This window comes from Kineococcus xinjiangensis (assembly GCF_002934625.1).
GTDB lineage: Bacteria > Actinomycetota > Actinomycetes > Actinomycetales > Kineococcaceae > Kineococcus_A > Kineococcus_A xinjiangensis.
On the sequence record NZ_PTJD01000002.1, the window covers coordinates 203,863 to 219,957 of the forward strand.

General features: G+C 68.4%; 11 protein-coding genes. 5 read left to right on the plus strand and 6 right to left on the minus strand.

The genetic code is table 11. The annotated features are described in order from the left end of the window. Positions 1 to 8 precede the first annotated feature (8 nt). The gene (locus CLV92_RS03845; protein ID WP_104431474.1) at positions 9 to 221 is read right to left on the minus strand and encodes a hypothetical protein; all 213 of its coding nucleotides are present in this window, start codon (positions 219 to 221) and stop codon (positions 9 to 11) included. Further along, complete coding sequence (locus tag CLV92_RS03850; protein WP_104431475.1) at positions 218 to 508, minus strand: DUF6284 family protein; 291 nt, start codon at positions 506 to 508, stop codon at positions 218 to 220. Before CLV92_RS03850 ends, CLV92_RS03845 begins: the two co-directional genes overlap by 4 nt. 165 nt (positions 509 to 673) lie before the next feature. Between CLV92_RS03850 and CLV92_RS03855 the strand changes: the two genes are divergently transcribed. Further along, positions 674 to 1,084, plus strand: coding sequence for a GntR family transcriptional regulator (locus tag CLV92_RS03855; RefSeq protein WP_104431476.1), 411 nt, complete (start codon positions 674 to 676; stop codon positions 1,082 to 1,084). 111 nt (positions 1,085 to 1,195) lie between these two features. Beyond that, positions 1,196 to 2,437 carry a helix-turn-helix domain-containing protein gene (locus tag CLV92_RS03860; protein ID WP_104431477.1) on the plus strand — a complete coding sequence of 414 codons (1,242 nt, stop codon included), beginning with the start codon at positions 1,196 to 1,198 and terminating at the stop codon, positions 2,435 to 2,437. A gap of 161 nt (positions 2,438 to 2,598) precedes the next feature. On the opposite strand, the gene CLV92_RS20855 is transcribed toward CLV92_RS03860, so the two are convergent. The 4 genes from CLV92_RS20855 to CLV92_RS03875 form a co-directional block, all read right to left on the minus strand. Next, positions 2,599 to 4,968, minus strand: a complete 2,370-nt coding sequence (locus CLV92_RS20855; protein ID WP_146099405.1) for a hypothetical protein — start codon at positions 4,966 to 4,968, stop codon at positions 2,599 to 2,601. 535 nt (positions 4,969 to 5,503) lie between these two features. Further along, positions 5,504 to 6,151 carry a hypothetical protein gene (locus CLV92_RS20860; protein WP_146099406.1) on the minus strand — a complete coding sequence of 216 codons (648 nt, stop codon included), beginning with the start codon at positions 6,149 to 6,151 and terminating at the stop codon, positions 5,504 to 5,506. 719 nt (positions 6,152 to 6,870) lie between these two features. Beyond that, positions 6,871 to 7,638: a hypothetical protein gene (locus CLV92_RS03870; RefSeq protein WP_104431479.1), complete on the minus strand. Its 768-nt coding sequence runs from the start codon at positions 7,636 to 7,638 to the stop codon at positions 6,871 to 6,873. Beyond that, positions 7,635 to 8,198: a hypothetical protein gene (locus CLV92_RS03875; RefSeq protein ID WP_104431480.1), complete on the minus strand. Its 564-nt coding sequence runs from the start codon at positions 8,196 to 8,198 to the stop codon at positions 7,635 to 7,637. Before CLV92_RS03875 ends, CLV92_RS03870 begins: the two co-directional genes overlap by 4 nt. Before the next feature lie 323 nt (positions 8,199 to 8,521). On the opposite strand from CLV92_RS03875, the gene CLV92_RS03880 reads away from it, so the two are divergent. The 3 genes from CLV92_RS03880 to CLV92_RS03890 are packed head-to-tail and all read left to right on the plus strand — an operon-like array spanning position 8,522 to position 16,090. Then, positions 8,522 to 13,423, plus strand: coding sequence for a HAMP domain-containing protein (locus tag CLV92_RS03880; protein WP_104431481.1), 4,902 nt, complete (start codon positions 8,522 to 8,524; stop codon positions 13,421 to 13,423). Then, entirely contained in the window at positions 13,416 to 13,997 is a 582-nt protein-coding gene (locus tag CLV92_RS03885; RefSeq protein WP_104431482.1) for a response regulator, read from the plus strand. The genes CLV92_RS03880 and CLV92_RS03885 overlap by 8 nt, the downstream gene beginning before the upstream one ends. Beyond that, a complete protein-coding gene (locus CLV92_RS03890; protein ID WP_104431483.1) occupies positions 13,994 to 16,090 on the plus strand; it encodes a SpoIIE family protein phosphatase in 2,097 nt (698 codons plus the stop codon). The genes CLV92_RS03885 and CLV92_RS03890 overlap by 4 nt, the downstream gene beginning before the upstream one ends. The last annotated feature ends 5 nt before the right edge of the window (positions 16,091 to 16,095 follow it).

A 16,095-nucleotide genomic window follows, 5' to 3' on the forward strand; every position in this document is an offset into this window, starting at 1 on the left:
CATGGCGTTCACGCCCCGAACAGACTGCCGCCGAGTCCGTCCAGGGCAGCGCGCACCCCACTGACGAGCGACTGCGACACTCCGGCCAGGGCGCCGTCGGAGCCCGCGACGGTCAGTCCGAGCATGACTGCCACGACGGCGACGAAGGTGGCACGGGTGTCCTTCCAGCAGACGGCGACCAGCGCGCCGAGCAGGAACAGACCGAAGATGGCGAGGCTCATGCCGCCACCTCCGGCGCCTGGCGACGGGTGTGACGGGGTCGCTGCTGGCAGGCGGCCCAGGTGCGGGCCTCCTCCACCACGCGGCCCTCGGCGCGGCGCACCCGCCGCCGCGCCAGCTCACTCATCGCCGAAGGCGCCGACAGGGCGGCCACCTCGGCGTTGACCAGCTCTACCTCGGCCGCGATCAGCGGCCACTCAGCCTCGATCGCCCGCAGGTCGCTGGCGGTCGGCTCCTCGGTCCTTCGCTCGATCCGGCGATCGGGCGTGTGGATGCGGTTGGATTGCATGACGATGGGGGTCCCTTCACTGGGGCGGGGGACGGCGACTGGCTTGGCGGTAGGGCGCCGTCCCCGCGCGGTGTTCTGGCATGTGTCAGTGTGCCCTAGCACATCAGCTTGATGCAACAGATGCGCTAGCTCGTGCTAGAGCGCCCTGATGGCTACCCTCGGCGCATGAGCTTGTCTGCGGACGATCCTCGGCCGCCTTACGTGCAAGTCGCCGATGCCCTTCGTGCTGACATCGCGGCCGGACTGCTGCGCCCAGGTCAGCGACTTCCGGCGATCCGCAGCCTGGCGGAGCGCTTCGGCGTCGCGCCGATGACCGTCCAGAATGCCCTTCGTCTCCTGCGGGAGGAGGGCATGACCGTCACGACACCCAACCGCGGAAGCTTCGTGGCCGAGGACGCCGGCCAGCGCAGCACGGCCGCCCCTGGGCACGACCCAGCACTGGCGACGCTGCGCGAGGAGGTCGATCGCCTGGCCGCGCGAGTGGTCGCGATCGAGCGCCTGCTGGCCGAGAGGGAAACGACGGGTGCGCATGACTCAACGGTTGCCCACAGTGACGGTCCGCCAACAGTGATCTAGTGGGGACAGAGGGGTGACAGTCCGCGGACAGCTGCTTGTCACCCCTTGGTTGTCACCAGCGGCAGCGCGCATGCTGGGCATCGACCTGCAGGCGAGCGAGGAGGCCACGGAGTGTCTGACGACCGCCCAGCATGGGCGCAGCGACTCACTGCGGAGCGCAACGCCCGCGGTTGGTCGCAGAGCGATGTCGTGAAGGCCCTGCGCGCTCATGCGCCCAAGCCGCTGCCCAGCCAGCCCCACCTCGTGCGGCAGTGGAAGCGCTGGGAGGCGGGCGAGCACACGCCGAGCGCCTACTACCAGTCCCTCATCGCCGCCGCTCTCGGCACCGTCACCCGGGCCCTGTTTCCTGAGCCGGGCCATCGGGACGGCGCCGCAGAGGTCTCCGCCGTCAGCGGCATGGAGACCCTGGAGATCATCCAGCGACTGCACTCCTCTGACCTCGACGCCCCGACGCTCGAAGCGCTGCGCATCACCGTCGACCGACTCTGCTCGGAGTACGCCTACTTGCCCGGCGAGCAGCTCCTGAGCGAAGGACGCGAGTGGCTGCAACGACTGGCCAACCTCCGCTCCCAGCGACTGACGCTGTCGCAGCACCGGGAGGTCATCAACCTGGCTGGCTGGCTGGCCCTGCTGGTCGGCTGCGTCGAGAACGACCTGGGCGATCGGCGATCCTTCGAGGCCACTCGCCAGGCCGCCCTCTCCTTGGGCTCGGAGGCCGAGAACGCCGACGTGCTCGGCTGGGCGCACGAGATGCGCGCGTGGTCCTGCCTCACCCGCGGGGACTACCGCGGCGTCATCGTCGCCGCCCGCACCGGCACGGACATCGCCCCGCACCGCAGCGTCGCGGTGCAGCTCGCCGCCCAGGAGGCCAAAGCCTGGGCACGCATCGGCGACCGGCGCCAGACCGAGGTTGCCCTTGACCGCGGCCGCAAGCTACTGGAAGGCCAGGACCACCCCGACAACCTCGATCACCACTTCGTCGTGGACCCGTCGAAGTTCGACTTCTACGCCATGGACTGTTACCGCACGCTCGGCGAGGACGCCTTGGCCGAAGCCCTCGCACATGAAGTCATACGGGCAGGCACTGACTTCGACGGTACGGAGCGATCGCCCATGCGCATCGCCGAAGCTCGCATCACTCTAGGCGTAACCGCCGTCCACTCAGGCGACCTCGACGGCGCCTTGGCTTATGGAAGGCAGGCGCTGACCTCTCAACGGCAGTCCCTACCTTCCCTACTTATGGTTAGCCGAGAGTTGACTTCCGCACTCCGTGAACAGCATGAGAATGAAGCTGCCACACAGATATACCTCGGCCAACTTCATGACCTGGCCGTAGCCGCACCTCAAGCCTAACGACCGCTTCCACGACGTTGAAGAATCATCAGTGGCCGCAACCTGAAGGGCTTCTTGCCGCCATGCCATGAACCCCAATAGGCACGTCTCAACGTGCCGGCCGTACATACATCCTCAGCCCCAGGATGCGCTTGTGGGCACCTAGCGACGAGAATACAAACTCACCCCTCGGCGGGAAGCGGCACACAGGACTTAAGAACCGCCTCGGCAGCGCTACGCACTTCGCGCGCCAGATGTCGGGCAGCAATGGATTCGATGCGCTCATAGACATCTCCAGGCAAAGCATCAACCCCTTGCATCCCACCTAATGTCAGCAAGGGAGATGCCATCCCGTCCTCACCCATCATTTCGAGAAGGCGAAGCTTCAAGCTGACATGAAGCGGCCCACGCTCAGCAAGCATCGAAGCGAGGGCACTACTCGCATAACCCTTCACCTGCCCGGAAGTATCCCTCGTCATTTGCAACGCGAGGGCAGGGACCCAATCAGGGATTGGCTGCAAAAACCGCGCCATCGTAGCGAGCGTGCGCGCTCCTTCAATTCGAGCGAGAGGTGAAGATCCACTTAACAGACGTGAAACATCCGTGAGTGACTCATCTAGCGATCGCAAGCCCAAGACGGCCGCCGCCCGAACCGCTTCCGGGAATGGATTCACTTGTGCTCTGAATGGGCCCGAGAATCCGCCAGACAGGACGATGTCGTAATTCTCCCTGAGCGCATCGAGCACTTCTTGCGGGATGCTACCCGCTGCGCGAGAGAGTCGATTGAGCGCTGCCCCTTTGTCTTGTCGGGCAACCAAGGGATCCGACAGGAATGAGGTGATCGGCGACCATAATTCGCTCACATCGCAATAGATTGCCAACCCGACCGCTATATCGCATGGGTCGAAGCTTCCTACGGCATAGGAGCGATTCGCCGCATCTTGTCGGATTGCAGCCAGGCGATCACTTATTAGGTTCCGTCTCGCAGAGACCTCGCTGGGTGACCATGTAGGCAAGCGCCCGGCCATAGCATCGTTGACCTCTTGCGCAATCGAACCCACCGTTAGCTCACCTGCAGCGGATGTCACCTCAAAACCACCGAGCGCCACCGAAACTGCGCTGCTCAACTGAGGCCAGGTAACACCCTGACCTTGAGACCAATCACGCCAGGTGGACTGAATGCCGGTTGGCACTCCATCCCAGTCCAACCCATGGACGATTCGGGCATAGGAGCGATCAAGTAGCTCATCACTCTGGGGCAACCCCGAAACGTGCGCAAGAAAGTCACTTAGGAAGTGGTCAAGCCGGTTGGATGTGAGGGCGAGCCCGACCGCCGCGCTCCAGAGGCGCTCAAGCCGCACACTCCTATGTGTAAAGGTTCGCCTGTCCTTCGGAGTCAGCTGAAGGCTAGCAACTACTTGCTCATATCCCTCCGCCGCGGATTCGACATCAAGGAGGCTCGCACCTGCACGCAACACTGACAGATCAGCGTCGCCATGTCGCCGGAAGTGCCGACCTCGCGAAATAACCCTTCTCGCATTCTCGGCAAGCTCCGCCAAGGGACCATTCTCACGAACGTACCGAAGCGCCTGGTCCAGTTCCTTCATTCTCTCGGCATGTCGCAAAAGCCGGATGACGTCATAATAGACGCCCCCAACCGCGGCCCCTTGCCCTCGCAGGAGACGCAACTTCGCCAAACGCTCGCGATATAGGCACGCCAGGCGGATATTGCCTAGCAATTCAAAGTGCCAGAGCGCTTCCCAAAAAGGCGTATCAATTGGATCACGTCTCCAGCTCACGCCGGTCTGCGGCGCAGCTGTATTGCGAAAGAGCTCATCCACAAACGATGCATAGCCTCGAGTGGCAAGTTTCGTTGCATGCTCGGTCAGTGTGGGAACTGGCATCTGCGTCTGGGGATGGTCAGAGAAGGCAATGTCATCCCTCATGCGAAGGGAGATTTCGCCGGACCAACGGAGAGCATCGAGCAAATCTATGACTGACTCAGATTGCACAGGGAATGACTCCCACTCCATACTGCGCGCGTCATCGCTCAGTCGATCCAGAGCACTGAGTCCCTCCGTGAAACCATTGACCCAGTCCTCATTCATCTCCCAAAGGCGGAACGCGCGCTGAAAAAGAAGAGCGGTGCGCGACAGGCGCGCGGTGAAATCATCTGATCGCGAAAGCACTGAAATCGCATGATCGAGCAGCATAAGCGCACGGTGCTGCTCATCCCTATCGGAGAGACAAACTGCTGCGACAAGAACAGAAGCAGCAAGTCGGCTATCGCCAGCATCGAACTCATACACCAGGCGCTCAAAGCGATCTATGGCGCTGGCATTGGAAGCTGGGCCTAGCATGCGCCGGAGTTCGATCAAGATGTCCGAGTGCTCGCTGAATTTCGCGGCTATGTCCTCTTCATTGAGGCGTTCCCCAACCAACATGCCCGCCAATACGGCGGGCGCGTCCGTGTAAATAGCGTCGTAGTAGGCAGCATCCGGAGCAACGCTGTGCGGATTCAAGACGGCAAGTAGCCATCGCATCGATGTCACGGAATCCTCCAAAATGGGCGAACGGGGCGACTCGCCGGATTACCCTCATTAGCCAGCTCGGGCGATCCACTGTCTGCGCTCACGCCTCTATAAGGTAAAGCCTGACGTCCAGCCTGCCGATCGATCACCAAAAGCAGCCACTCCACAATCCGCTCACGGAGCCCATGGCCACTTACTGGACCGCAAAATATCCAAAATGAGGCTTCAGGCGCAGGTGGACCCATCCACTCATATACTCGCTGGCCAGCTAATTCAGCGTCATTGCCCAATGCCGCGATGCCGATTGACAGCGTCGGATCAGTGGACTGCCGCTCCCGCGAGGCCAAGATCGACGATTGAGCATGGCCCGTCCAGACGTCTTGGGTGAGCAATGCATGAATCGCCAGACTCGTCGGCTGGGCACCCACTTCCCGCACTTGTCGAATGTCAAGAACCCTGACATCCCTGGACTGTTCTACATCATCGCGAGCGCCTAAGTACGCTCGCTCCCACTGATGATGTATAGGATGACCCGAGAACTGGGTCACAATAATAATCATGGAACCGCAGTGATCATTATTGAAACATCTGGATCATCAAGCCTAAATGACGTCTCGGCCTCACCGCAGACGCCGCGGCGCACCTTAAGCACGAATGGCTCGCCAACTCCGCCTTCCACCTGCGCTGTGACCACATCCTTTAGGGCGGGGCATGCGTCGACCAGTTCCTGCCTGTCGGCCCCACCTAACACCCGGATCTGTTTCCACTCGTCTGAAGGTTTCCAAAACGCAATGGTGGCGGCCACGAGAGTGGCCGCCACCGCCAATACGGCAGAGACTGCGCCAACCGTCACAAATCCTCGTATCGGGCGCGCTTCATTCTCGCAGTATGTCTTAACTTCCTCCGCGAAATTGGTAGTCTCTGAGGGCGCTTTCGGGCTTGGATAAACGCTGGCCACCAGAAAGAGAACGACGGCCAACGTAAAGAACAGCAGTGCGGCCGCAACGGCGGACCGCAATAGAACGTTATCCTCGAGGGATGGACTATTTAGCGCAATAGCAAGCGTTGCTGCCGTTGCCGCTCCTAAAAGTCCGCCAGCGGTGGCTCCGCGTGTACGCCATGCATCGGGCGCAGCAACCAGCCTTGTTAGCCACTGTGTCTCAGCCTCCTCTTCAAGGCGAGTAACTTCGGTGGGGTCGGCCACTGGCCCAGCATGGTGCATGCGTGCCTCGGAGCGCGACTGCATCCTCGTGGCCGCGGCGAGGTTGGTCGATGTGCCAACCGGTCGGGTCTGCGTCTGGAAGCATCTGCGTGGACTGGTCACCTCCGTGCCACTGCCTTTTCTTGATCTCAGACGACCAACGTGGCACTACATGAGACCAACGGTTGCGGATCGGCGCTCGACAATCGCCGCCTAACGAGGACGGTCGCACACGGTCTCTTGTACGGCTCACCCTAGTAAGACGTGCGGAAGAACTGCCGCACCGCGATGGCTGCCACGCTGAATCGGCATGTCAGCCCTTGAGGCTGTCCCCGCTGTCCCCGCTGTCCCCGCTCCATGGATACGACGCTGGAACAACCCGGGTGTTGCAGCGTCCGATGCCGCGGCCACGGGCCACACACGGGCCACACGGGGAGACCACGAGGGGCCACTCCAGGCCGCTCACGACCACCCGTCTGAGCACGGATGCCCTGTGGTGAGCACTGGGGTTGTTCAGTTCCCAAGCTGATAGTGCGGGTTCGATTCCCGTCACCCGCTCAGAGACGAAGGCCCAGGTCAGCGGCATGATCGCTGGACCTGGGCCTTTCGCATGCCGCCCTCAGGGGCCTCACGCAGACCGCGCACGATCCGCCGGGCGTGATCGCGCCCGGCGGGCGTCGACGCCGGGCCTCGGCCGGTGCACCGATAGCCGTCTCCGGCCCTCAGCGCTCCCGGCCCGGACGTCGTGGCTGGTCGGCGCTCCGGCCGCGCACGAGATGGCTCCGGGGGTCTCGGGTGGCAACGGGCAGTCCGGGGGTGACGCCCCGGGGAGGCCGGCTCAGCAGCGCAGTGCGGACGACGTGCGCCGTGGCGACCTCCTGCGTCGGCCGCGCCCGCGTGACGTGGGCGGCGAGCGCCTGCGGGGCTGCCTCGCTCGCCCGCAGCTGCTCCAGGTGGGCGCGCGCCTCCCGGTAGGCCTCCGTGGCGGCCCCCTTGCCGCGGAAGACCTTGTAGATCTGCCAGGTCAACTGCCGGCCGGTGGCCACCGGCGACGGCGACGGGTTCTTCGACGGGTTCTGCGTGAAGTAGAGCTCCCGCTGGTGGCGCATGCCGATCAAGATGTTGTCGATCTCCCGGGGCCATCGCGCAGCGGCTGCTTCGACCTGGGTGCGCGTCATGTTCAACCGGGCTTCGCGCTCCGCGGTCTCGTTCTTCAGTGCCCCGGCGGCCTCGAGGATCTGCCGTCCGCCGCTGCTGATCTGCCGCAAGCCGGTGCCGACGTCCAGCGTCACCAGCCGGCTCACACCGAGGCCGATCTTGAGGGCCCCGACGCCCAGGGCGACCTTCCGCGACCGCGTGCGGGTGCTCCGGTCGGCCAGGACGGCGTCCTGGGCCAGCCCCACGGCGGTGGGGAGTCCCAACCGCCGGGTGTCACGGACGAGGTCGTCGGACCACGACCTGCCCGCGGCACTGGCGCCAGGCGCACTCACCCCTGCTCCTCGAGCCAGTCGAACATGGCGACGCGCTGGGCGAAGAGGTGGCCGAGGTCGCTGTCCAGCATGGCGATGAGCAGGTCGCGGTCCGTCCCGTGCTCCTCGGCCAGGGCGACGGCCTGCCCGAGGGTGCGCCCGGCGTCGCACTCCTCGATCATCGCGAGGGTGTGCACGCTGATGCGGGCCTCGGTGCCGTCGCCGAAGCGCACGGTGTGGATCAGCTCCGAGCCCTCGTAGGGACCCAGGTCCTCCAGCACCGACACCAGGAGCAGCTCGTCGAGGAGCTCGGGGCGGCGCAGTGGGTCGACGACGACGAGGCGCTCACGGACCAGCTCCGCCAGCTGCCGCTGGCCGTCGGGACCCAGCAGCGGCAGCAGCTCGCGCACGAGGATGCCGTGGCGCAGCCGGTCGAGGATCTCGTACTTCTCCTCGCTGTGGCCGCGCACCGTGCTGCCCTGCTGCACGACGCAGTAGCGACGGTCGGGGTCGGCTCCGTCGATGACCTGGGGCGGGCCCAGTGCTCCGACGAGGTAGACGTCGTCCTCGAGGTCGTCCACGCGCTGTCCCCATCCCGTGAGCTGTCGCAGCCGGTTCCCCCAGCAGTGTGCCCGCTGACGCCCGGGAGCCGCGGCGGCTGCCCACAGGGCCGCGGGGCCCCTCACGCGATGCGCGGAGGCCGCTCCCCCGGTCATCGGCGGTGCCTCACCGGCCCTCCGCCGAGCACGAGCGCCCACGACCCGCCCCCTCCCGAGCCCTCCCGAGCTGGGGCGCCGCCCGGCGCCACCCGCACGGAGCAGACGGAGAACGGCGCCGGGCAGGGAGTGCGGGCCCGGATTGCCCCACACTGGTTCCGACCCTGGACCGAGTGGCTGGAGCCAGCATGACCCTCGACGCCCCGCCCAGCACCGACGCTGCGGTGGACCGCGACCTGGCCGACATCGCAGGAGCGCTCGCCGCCCTGTGCGCCGGCGACTTCAGCGTCCGCTTGGAGCCGAGGTCCGGCGCGGCCGGCCTCATCGCGGACCGAGTCAACGAGCTGGCGGGGCTGCACGAGCGGCGGACCCGCGAGCTGGTCCGGGCGAGCCGCGTCATCGGCCGGGAGGGGCGGATGACCGAGCGGCTCGACGAGGTCGGGGTCGAGGGTGACTGGAGCACGGCGTCCGCCGCGGTGAACAGCCTCATCGACGACCTGGTGCGGCCGACGACGGAGGTTGCCCGCGTCATCGCCGCCGTCGCGGAGGGCGACCTCAGCCAGCACATGGCGCTCGAGATCGCCGGGCAGCCGGTCAAGGGCGAGTTCCTGCGCATCGGCGCCACGGTCAACACGATGGTCGACCAGCTCTCCTCCTTCGCCGACGAGGTCACCCGCGTCGCCCGCGAGGTCGGCACCGAGGGCAAGCTGGGCGGGCAGGCGCAGGTCCGCGGCGTGTCGGGCGTCTGGCGCGACCTGACCGAGTCGGTGAACTCGATGGCCGGCAACCTCACCAGCCAGGTCCGCAACATCGCCCAGGTGACGACGGCGGTGGCCCGGGGCGACCTGAGCCAGAAGATCACCGTCGACGCCCGCGGGGAGATCCTGGAGCTGAAGTCCACCGTCAACACGATGGTCGACCAGCTCTCGTCCTTCGCCGACGAGGTCACCCGCGTGGCCCGCGAGGTCGGCACCGAGGGCCGCCTCGGCGGGCAGGCGCAGGTGCGCGACGTCAGCGGCACCTGGCGCGACCTCACCGACTCGGTGAACTCCATGGCGGTGAACCTCACGAACCAGGTCCGCGGGATCGCCCAGGTCGCGACGGCGGTGGCCCGGGGCGACCTGAGCCAGAAGATCACCGTCGACGCGAAGGGCGAGGTCGCCGCGCTGGCGGGGACGATCAACACGATGGTCGACCAGCTCTCGTCCTTCGCCGACGAGGTCACCCGCGTCGCCCGCGAGGTCGGCACCGAGGGCAAGCTGGGCGGGCAGGCCGACGTCCCCGGCGTGGCCGGCACCTGGAAGGACCTCACCGACTCGGTCAACTCCATGGCCGGCAACCTGACCAGCCAGGTCCGCAACATCGCCCAGATCGTCACCGCCGTCTCCCGGGGCGACCTGACGCAGAAGATCACCGTCGACGCCGCGGGCGAGGTCGCCGCGCTGGCAGAGACGATCAACGACCTCACCGACACCCTGCAGGTCTTCGCCCAGCAGGTGACCACGGTCGCCCGCGAGGTCGGCACCGAGGGCAAGCTGGGCGGGCAGGCCGACGTCCCCGGCGTGGCCGGCACCTGGAAGGACCTCACCGACAACGTCAACGGCATGGCGGCCAACCTGACCGCCCAGGTCCGCGACATCGCGCAGGTGACCACGGCCGTGGCGCAGGGCGACCTGTCGCAGAAGGTGTCGGTCGACGTCCGCGGCGAGACGCTGGAGCTGAAGTCGACGATCAACACGATGGTCGACCAGCTCTCGTCCTTCGCCGACGAGGTCACCCGCGTGGCCCGCGAGGTCGGCACCGAGGGCAAGCTCGGCGGCCAGGCGCAGGTCAAGGGCGTCTCCGGCACCTGGAAGGACCTCACCGACAACGTCAACGGCATGGCCGGCAACCTGACCAGCCAGGTCCGCAACATCGCCCAGGTGGCCACCGCGGTCGCGAAGGGCGACCTCTCCCAGAAGATCACCGTCGACGCGCGGGGCGAGATCCTCGAGCTCAAGGACGTCGTCAACACGATGGTCGACCAGCTGTCCTCCTTCGCCGACGAGGTCACCCGCGTGGCCCGCGAGGTCGGCACCGAGGGCAAGCTCGGCGGCCAGGCGCAGGTCAAGGGCGTCTCCGGCACCTGGAAGGACCTCACCGACAACGTCAACGGCATGGCCGGCAACCTGACCAGCCAGGTCCGCAACATCGCCCAGGTCACGACCGCGGTCGCGAAGGGCGACCTCTCCCAGAAGATCACCGTCGACGCGAAGGGCGAGGTCGCCGCCCTCGCGCAGACCATCAACACGATGGTCGACCAGCTGTCCTCCTTCGCCGACGAGGTCACCCGCGTCGCCCGCGAGGTCGGCACCGAGGGCCGCCTCGGCGGCCAGGCGCAGGTCAAGGGCGTCTCCGGCACCTGGCGCGACCTCACCGACAACGTCAACTTCATGGCGGCGAACCTGACGGGTCAGGTCCGCAACATCGCCCAGGTCGCCACCGCCGTGGCCCGCGGCGACCTCAGCCAGAAGATCACGGTCAACGCCCAGGGCGAGATCCTCGACCTGAAGAACGTCGTCAACACGATGGTCGACCAGCTGTCCTCCTTCGCCGACGAGGTCACCCGCGTCGCCCGCGAGGTCGGCACCGAGGGCCGCCTCGGCGGCCAGGCGCAGGTCAAGGGCATCTCCGGCACCTGGCGCGACCTCACCGACAACGTCAACTTCATGGCGTCCAACCTGACCAGCCAGGTCCGCAACATCGCCCTCGTGACGACGGCGGTGGCCCAGGGCGACCTCAGCCAGAAGATCACCGTCGACGCGCAGGGCGAGATCCTCGACCTGAAGAGCACCGTCAACACGATGGTCGACCAGCTGTCGGCGTTCGCCGCGGAGGTGACCCGGGTGGCCCGCGAGGTCGGCACCGAGGGCAAGCTCGGGGGTCAGGCCGAGGTGGCCGGGGTCAGCGGCACGTGGCGGCACCTGACGGAGAACGTCAACCAGCTCGCCGGCAACCTCACCACCCAGGTGCGCGCGATCGCCGAGGTCTCCACGGCCGTCACGCGCGGCGACCTGACCCGCAGCATCACGGTCGAGGCGCAGGGCGAGGTCGCCGAGCTCAAGGACAACATCAACCAGATGATCGCCAACCTCAGGGCGACGACCGAGAAGAACGCCCAGCAGGACTGGCTGAAGAGCAACCTCGCCCGCATCGGCGGCCAGCTGCAGGGGCAGCGCGACCTCAGCGCCGTCACCCAGCTCATCATGAGCGAGGTCACCCCGGTCGTGGAGGCGGTGCAGGGCGCGTTCTTCCTCGCCGAGCACGACGAGGTCGGGCGGGCCCGGTTGCGGCGGGCGGCCAGCTACGGCAGCGGCCGCAGCGACGAGGACGCCTTCGCCCTCGGCGAGGGGCTCATCGGCCAGGCCGCGCTCGACAAGCGGCCCCTGCGGGTCCGCGACGTGCCCGCCGGCTACCTGCGCGTGCGCAGCGGTCTGGGCGAGGGCGTGCCCGCCGAGCTGGTGGTCCTGCCGGTCCTGTTCGAGGAGGAGGTCCTCGGCGTCATCGAGCTGGCGTCCTTCCGGCGCTACGACGACGTCCACGCCACCTTCCTGGAGCAGCTCGTCGAGACGATCGGCGTCGTCCTCAACACGATCATCGCGAACGCCCGCACGGAGGCCCTGCTCGACCAGTCGCAGCGGCTGGCGCAGGAGCTGCGGGAGCAGTCCGTCGAGCTCCAGCGCACCAACGCCGAGCTGGAGGACAAGGCGCGCCTGCTCACGGAGCAGTCGCGCGACCTCGAGGCGAAGAACCGGGAGATCGAGCTGGCCCGCACCGGCCTGGAGGAGAAGGCGGAGCAGCTCGCGCTGTCCTCGCAGTACAAGTCCGAGTTCCTCGCCAACATGAGCCACGAGCTGCGGACCCCGCTCAACAGCCTCCTGATCCTCGCGAAGCTGCTGGCCGACAACCCGCAGCGCAACCTCACCGACAAGCAGATCGAGTTCGCGCGCACCATCCACGGCTCCGGCAGCGACCTGCTGGCGCTCATCAACGACATCCTCGACCTGTCCAAGGTGGAGGCCGGGAAGATGGACGTGAATCCGGCCCCGGTCGTGCTGCGCGAGGTCGTCGAACACGTGCAGAGCGCCTTCGGCCCCCTCGCCGAGCAGCAGGGCCTCGACCTGGTGGTCGAGGTGGAGCCGGGCCTGCCGGCGGCCCTCATCACCGACGAGCAGCGACTGCACCAGGTGCTGAAGAACCTGCTCTCGAACGCTCTGAAGTTCACCGAGCGGGGCAGCGTGCGGCTGTCGGTGGGCACGCCCCCGCCCGGCGTGCTCTTCAGCGTCCCCTCCCTGAACGACGCCGAGCAGGTCCTGGCCTTCCGGGTCGCCGACACCGGCATCGGCGTGCCCGCGGAGAAGCTGCGCCTCATCTTCGAGGCGTTCCAGCAGGCGGACGGCACGACCAGCCGCAAGTACGGCGGCACGGGTCTCGGCCTGTCGATCAGCCGGGAGATCGCGCGGCTGCTCGGCGGCGCGATCACCGTCGAGAGCGAGAGCGGGCGCGGGTCCACGTTCACGCTCTACGTGCCCGCCACGTACCCCTTCGCGGGCGAGGGCGAGAACCCGGGCGGACCGGCCCTGCCGGAGCAGGCGACGCCGGCGGCTCCCCCGCTGATCACGGCGCGTCCCGCCAGCCACGACCTGGAGGGCCTCGCCGGCCTGACGGTCCTCGTCGTCGACGACGACGTGCGCAACGTGTTCGCGCTGACCAGCGCACTGGAGCTGCACGGGATGCGGGTGCTCTACGCCGACAACGGCAAGTCCGGCCTCGCCCTGCTGCAGGAGCACCCCGAGATCGACCTCGTGCTGATGGACGTCATGATGCCTGACATGGACGGCAACGAGACGACGCGGGTGCTGCGGAGCATGCCGGCGTTCGCGGACCTGCCGGTGCTGTTCCTGACGGCCAAGGCGATGCCCGGCGACCGCGACAAGAGCCTGGCAGCGGGCGCGTCGGACTACATCACCAAGCCCGTGGACCTGGACCGGCTGCTGAGCCTGATCGCCACGTGGACCGGGCGCGAGCAGACGGCGGGTCCGGGTGTCTGAGTCCGCCTCGACCGGCCAGGTCAAGATCCTCCTCGTCGACGACCGGCCCGAGAACCTGCTCGCCCTCGAGGCGATCCTGCAGGGCCTCGGCCACCAGCTGCTGCGCGCCGGCTCCGGCGAGGAGGCCCTGAAGCACCTGCTCGGCGAGGAGGTCTCGCTGATCCTGCTCGACGTGCAGATGCCGGGGATGGACGGCTTCGAGACGGCGGAGCACGTCAAGCGGCGCGAGAAGACGCGCGACATCCCGATCATCTTCCTCACCGCGCTGGAGGCGGGGGGGCACCAGGCGTTCCGCGGCTACTCGGCGGGCGCCGTGGACTACCTGGCCAAGCCGTTCGACCCCTGGGTCCTGCGCGCGAAGGTCGGCGTCTTCATCGAGCTGCACGAGCAGCGGCGCGCGCTGCAGCGCCAGCGCGACCGCCTCCAACGGCGGGCGCAGCGGGACGCCGAGGAGATGCTGGCCCTGCTCGAACGGGTCGAGGTCGCCACCGCCGACGCGCCGCCGGACGTCACCGCCCGGTTGCAGCCGCCGCTGGCCGCCCTGCGGGAGCGCCTCGAGGAGCGCCGGCGGTGAGGGACCTGCCCGGCCTGCGGCTGCCCCCCGACGTGCGCTCGGCCGCGATGGCGCGGCGTCACGTGCGCGAGGCCGTCGGCGGCAGCGCGCTCGAGCAGGTGCTCGACGACGCCCTCCTCGTGGTCACCGAGCTGGTGACCAACGCCGTGCTGCACGCCGGGACCGAGGTCGAGCTGCGCCTGCGCGACGAGCAGGAGGCGCTCTGGCTGGAGGTCGCGGACCGGCTGCCCGGTGTGCTGCCGCTGCTGCGCGCCCCCGACGACGAGCGGGAGAGCGGACGCGGCGTGCTGCTGCTCGACGCCCTGGCGACGGAGTGGGGGACGGCGCACCGCTCGCACGGCAAGGCCGTCTGGTGCCGGTTCTCCCCGGCCGGCGCGACGCCGGAGCCCTCGCAGCCGGCTCCGGCACCGGCGGTGGGCGCCCCCGCGGTGGAGGACCTGGACCTGGCGTGGGTCGTGGACCTGCCCGCGGACCTCGAGCAGCGCCTCCCCCTGGAGGTGGTCGTGCGCGAGCTCCTGGACCGCCTCTGCGACGCGCTCCACGTCGACCACGCCGCGGTGCTCGCGGTGCTCGGCCCCGACAGCGAGGCCGAGCAGGTGGCCGTGCGCGGCGAAGGGCTGCGCGAGGAGGACGTCACCGCGGTGCCCGCGGGTCCACGCGGCCCGCAGCGGGTGCTGGACCTCGGGGAGCTGCTGGTCCTCCCCCTGGTCGGCGGGCTCGGGCAGATCGGCGCCGTCGTCCTGCGCCCCGGCCGGGTGCTCTCCCCGCAGGCCCGTGCCCTGGCGCGCGTCGTGGCGGACCGGCTCACCCTGCTCATCGTCGACCACCTGCGCGAGCAGCAGCGCCAGCGCGACCGGGGGGCGCTCGCACTGCTGGCGGAGGCGAGCGAGCTGTTCGCCGAGAGCCTCGACGTGCGGCTCGCCGCCTCCCTCACGACGCAGCTGCTGGTGCCCCGGTTCGGCTCCGGCGCGGCCGTGGTGACGCTGCCCGAGAGCGCACCGCGGGTGGAGGCGGTCACCTGCCGGGACGAGGAGCGCTCGACGCGACTGCGCGAGCTGCTCGAGAGCAGGGAGGGCCACGCGCTGGTGGTGGACCTCGCCGCCCGCGGGAGGGCGGGCCGGGCCGTGCAGCTGCCGCAGGCCGGGGTGCTGGCGGAGTTCGGCCCGCACGTCGTGGCGGTGCCGCTCGTCGCGCGCCGGCGTTCCCTGGGTGTGCTCGTCGTCGTCGGCGAGCGCACACTGCCCACCTCGGACGTCCCCCTGCTCCTCGACCTGGCCCGCCGGGCCGCGCAGACCCTCGACAACGCGCGCCTGTACGAGGAGAGCTCGGCGGTCGCCCGCACCCTGCAGGAGTCGCTGCTGCCGTCGTCCCTGCCGCAGGCGGTGGGGCTGTCCTTCGGTGCGCGCTACGCCGCGGCCGGCACGAGCCAGGTCGGCGGCGACTTCTACGACGTGTTCCCGCTGCCCGGCGGGGGCTACGGCCTCACCGTCGGCGACGTGTGCGGCAAGGGCCCCGAGGCGGCGGCGATCACCGGCCTGGCCCGCCAGGTGCTGCGCGGGTCGATGCAGGACGGGTTCAGCCTGCCGGCGTGCTTCCAGCGGCTCAACGACGTGCTCCTCGAGATGGGGGACCGCGGCCGGTTCCTGACCGCCGCCGCGGGCGTCGTCGAGGTCGACGGCGACGTCGTGCGCGTGCGGCTGTGCAACGCCGGCCACCCGCTGCCCGCGCTCCTCGGCGAGCAGGGCGCCGCCCTCGTGGGACAGGCCGGCGACCTGGTCGGGGTGATGCCCGCGGTCGCCGTGTCGGAGTCGCACCTGGCGCTGCAGCGCGGCGAGAGCCTCGTCTTCTACACCGACGGCGTCACCGAGCGGCGCGACGGCGGCACGCAGTTCGGCGAGGGCTCCCTCCTCGACCTCCTGCGGGGGCGGGCGGACCTCAGCGCCCAGGCGCTGGCGCGACACGTCGAGGAGGAGGTCCGGGAGTTCAGCACGTCCGCGCCGCGCGACGACCTGGCCGTCCTCGTCGTCCGCGCCGACGGACCGGCGCGGGCGGTGGAACCCGCACGGGCGGCACCGGCGGAGCGCGTCGGCTGACCCCC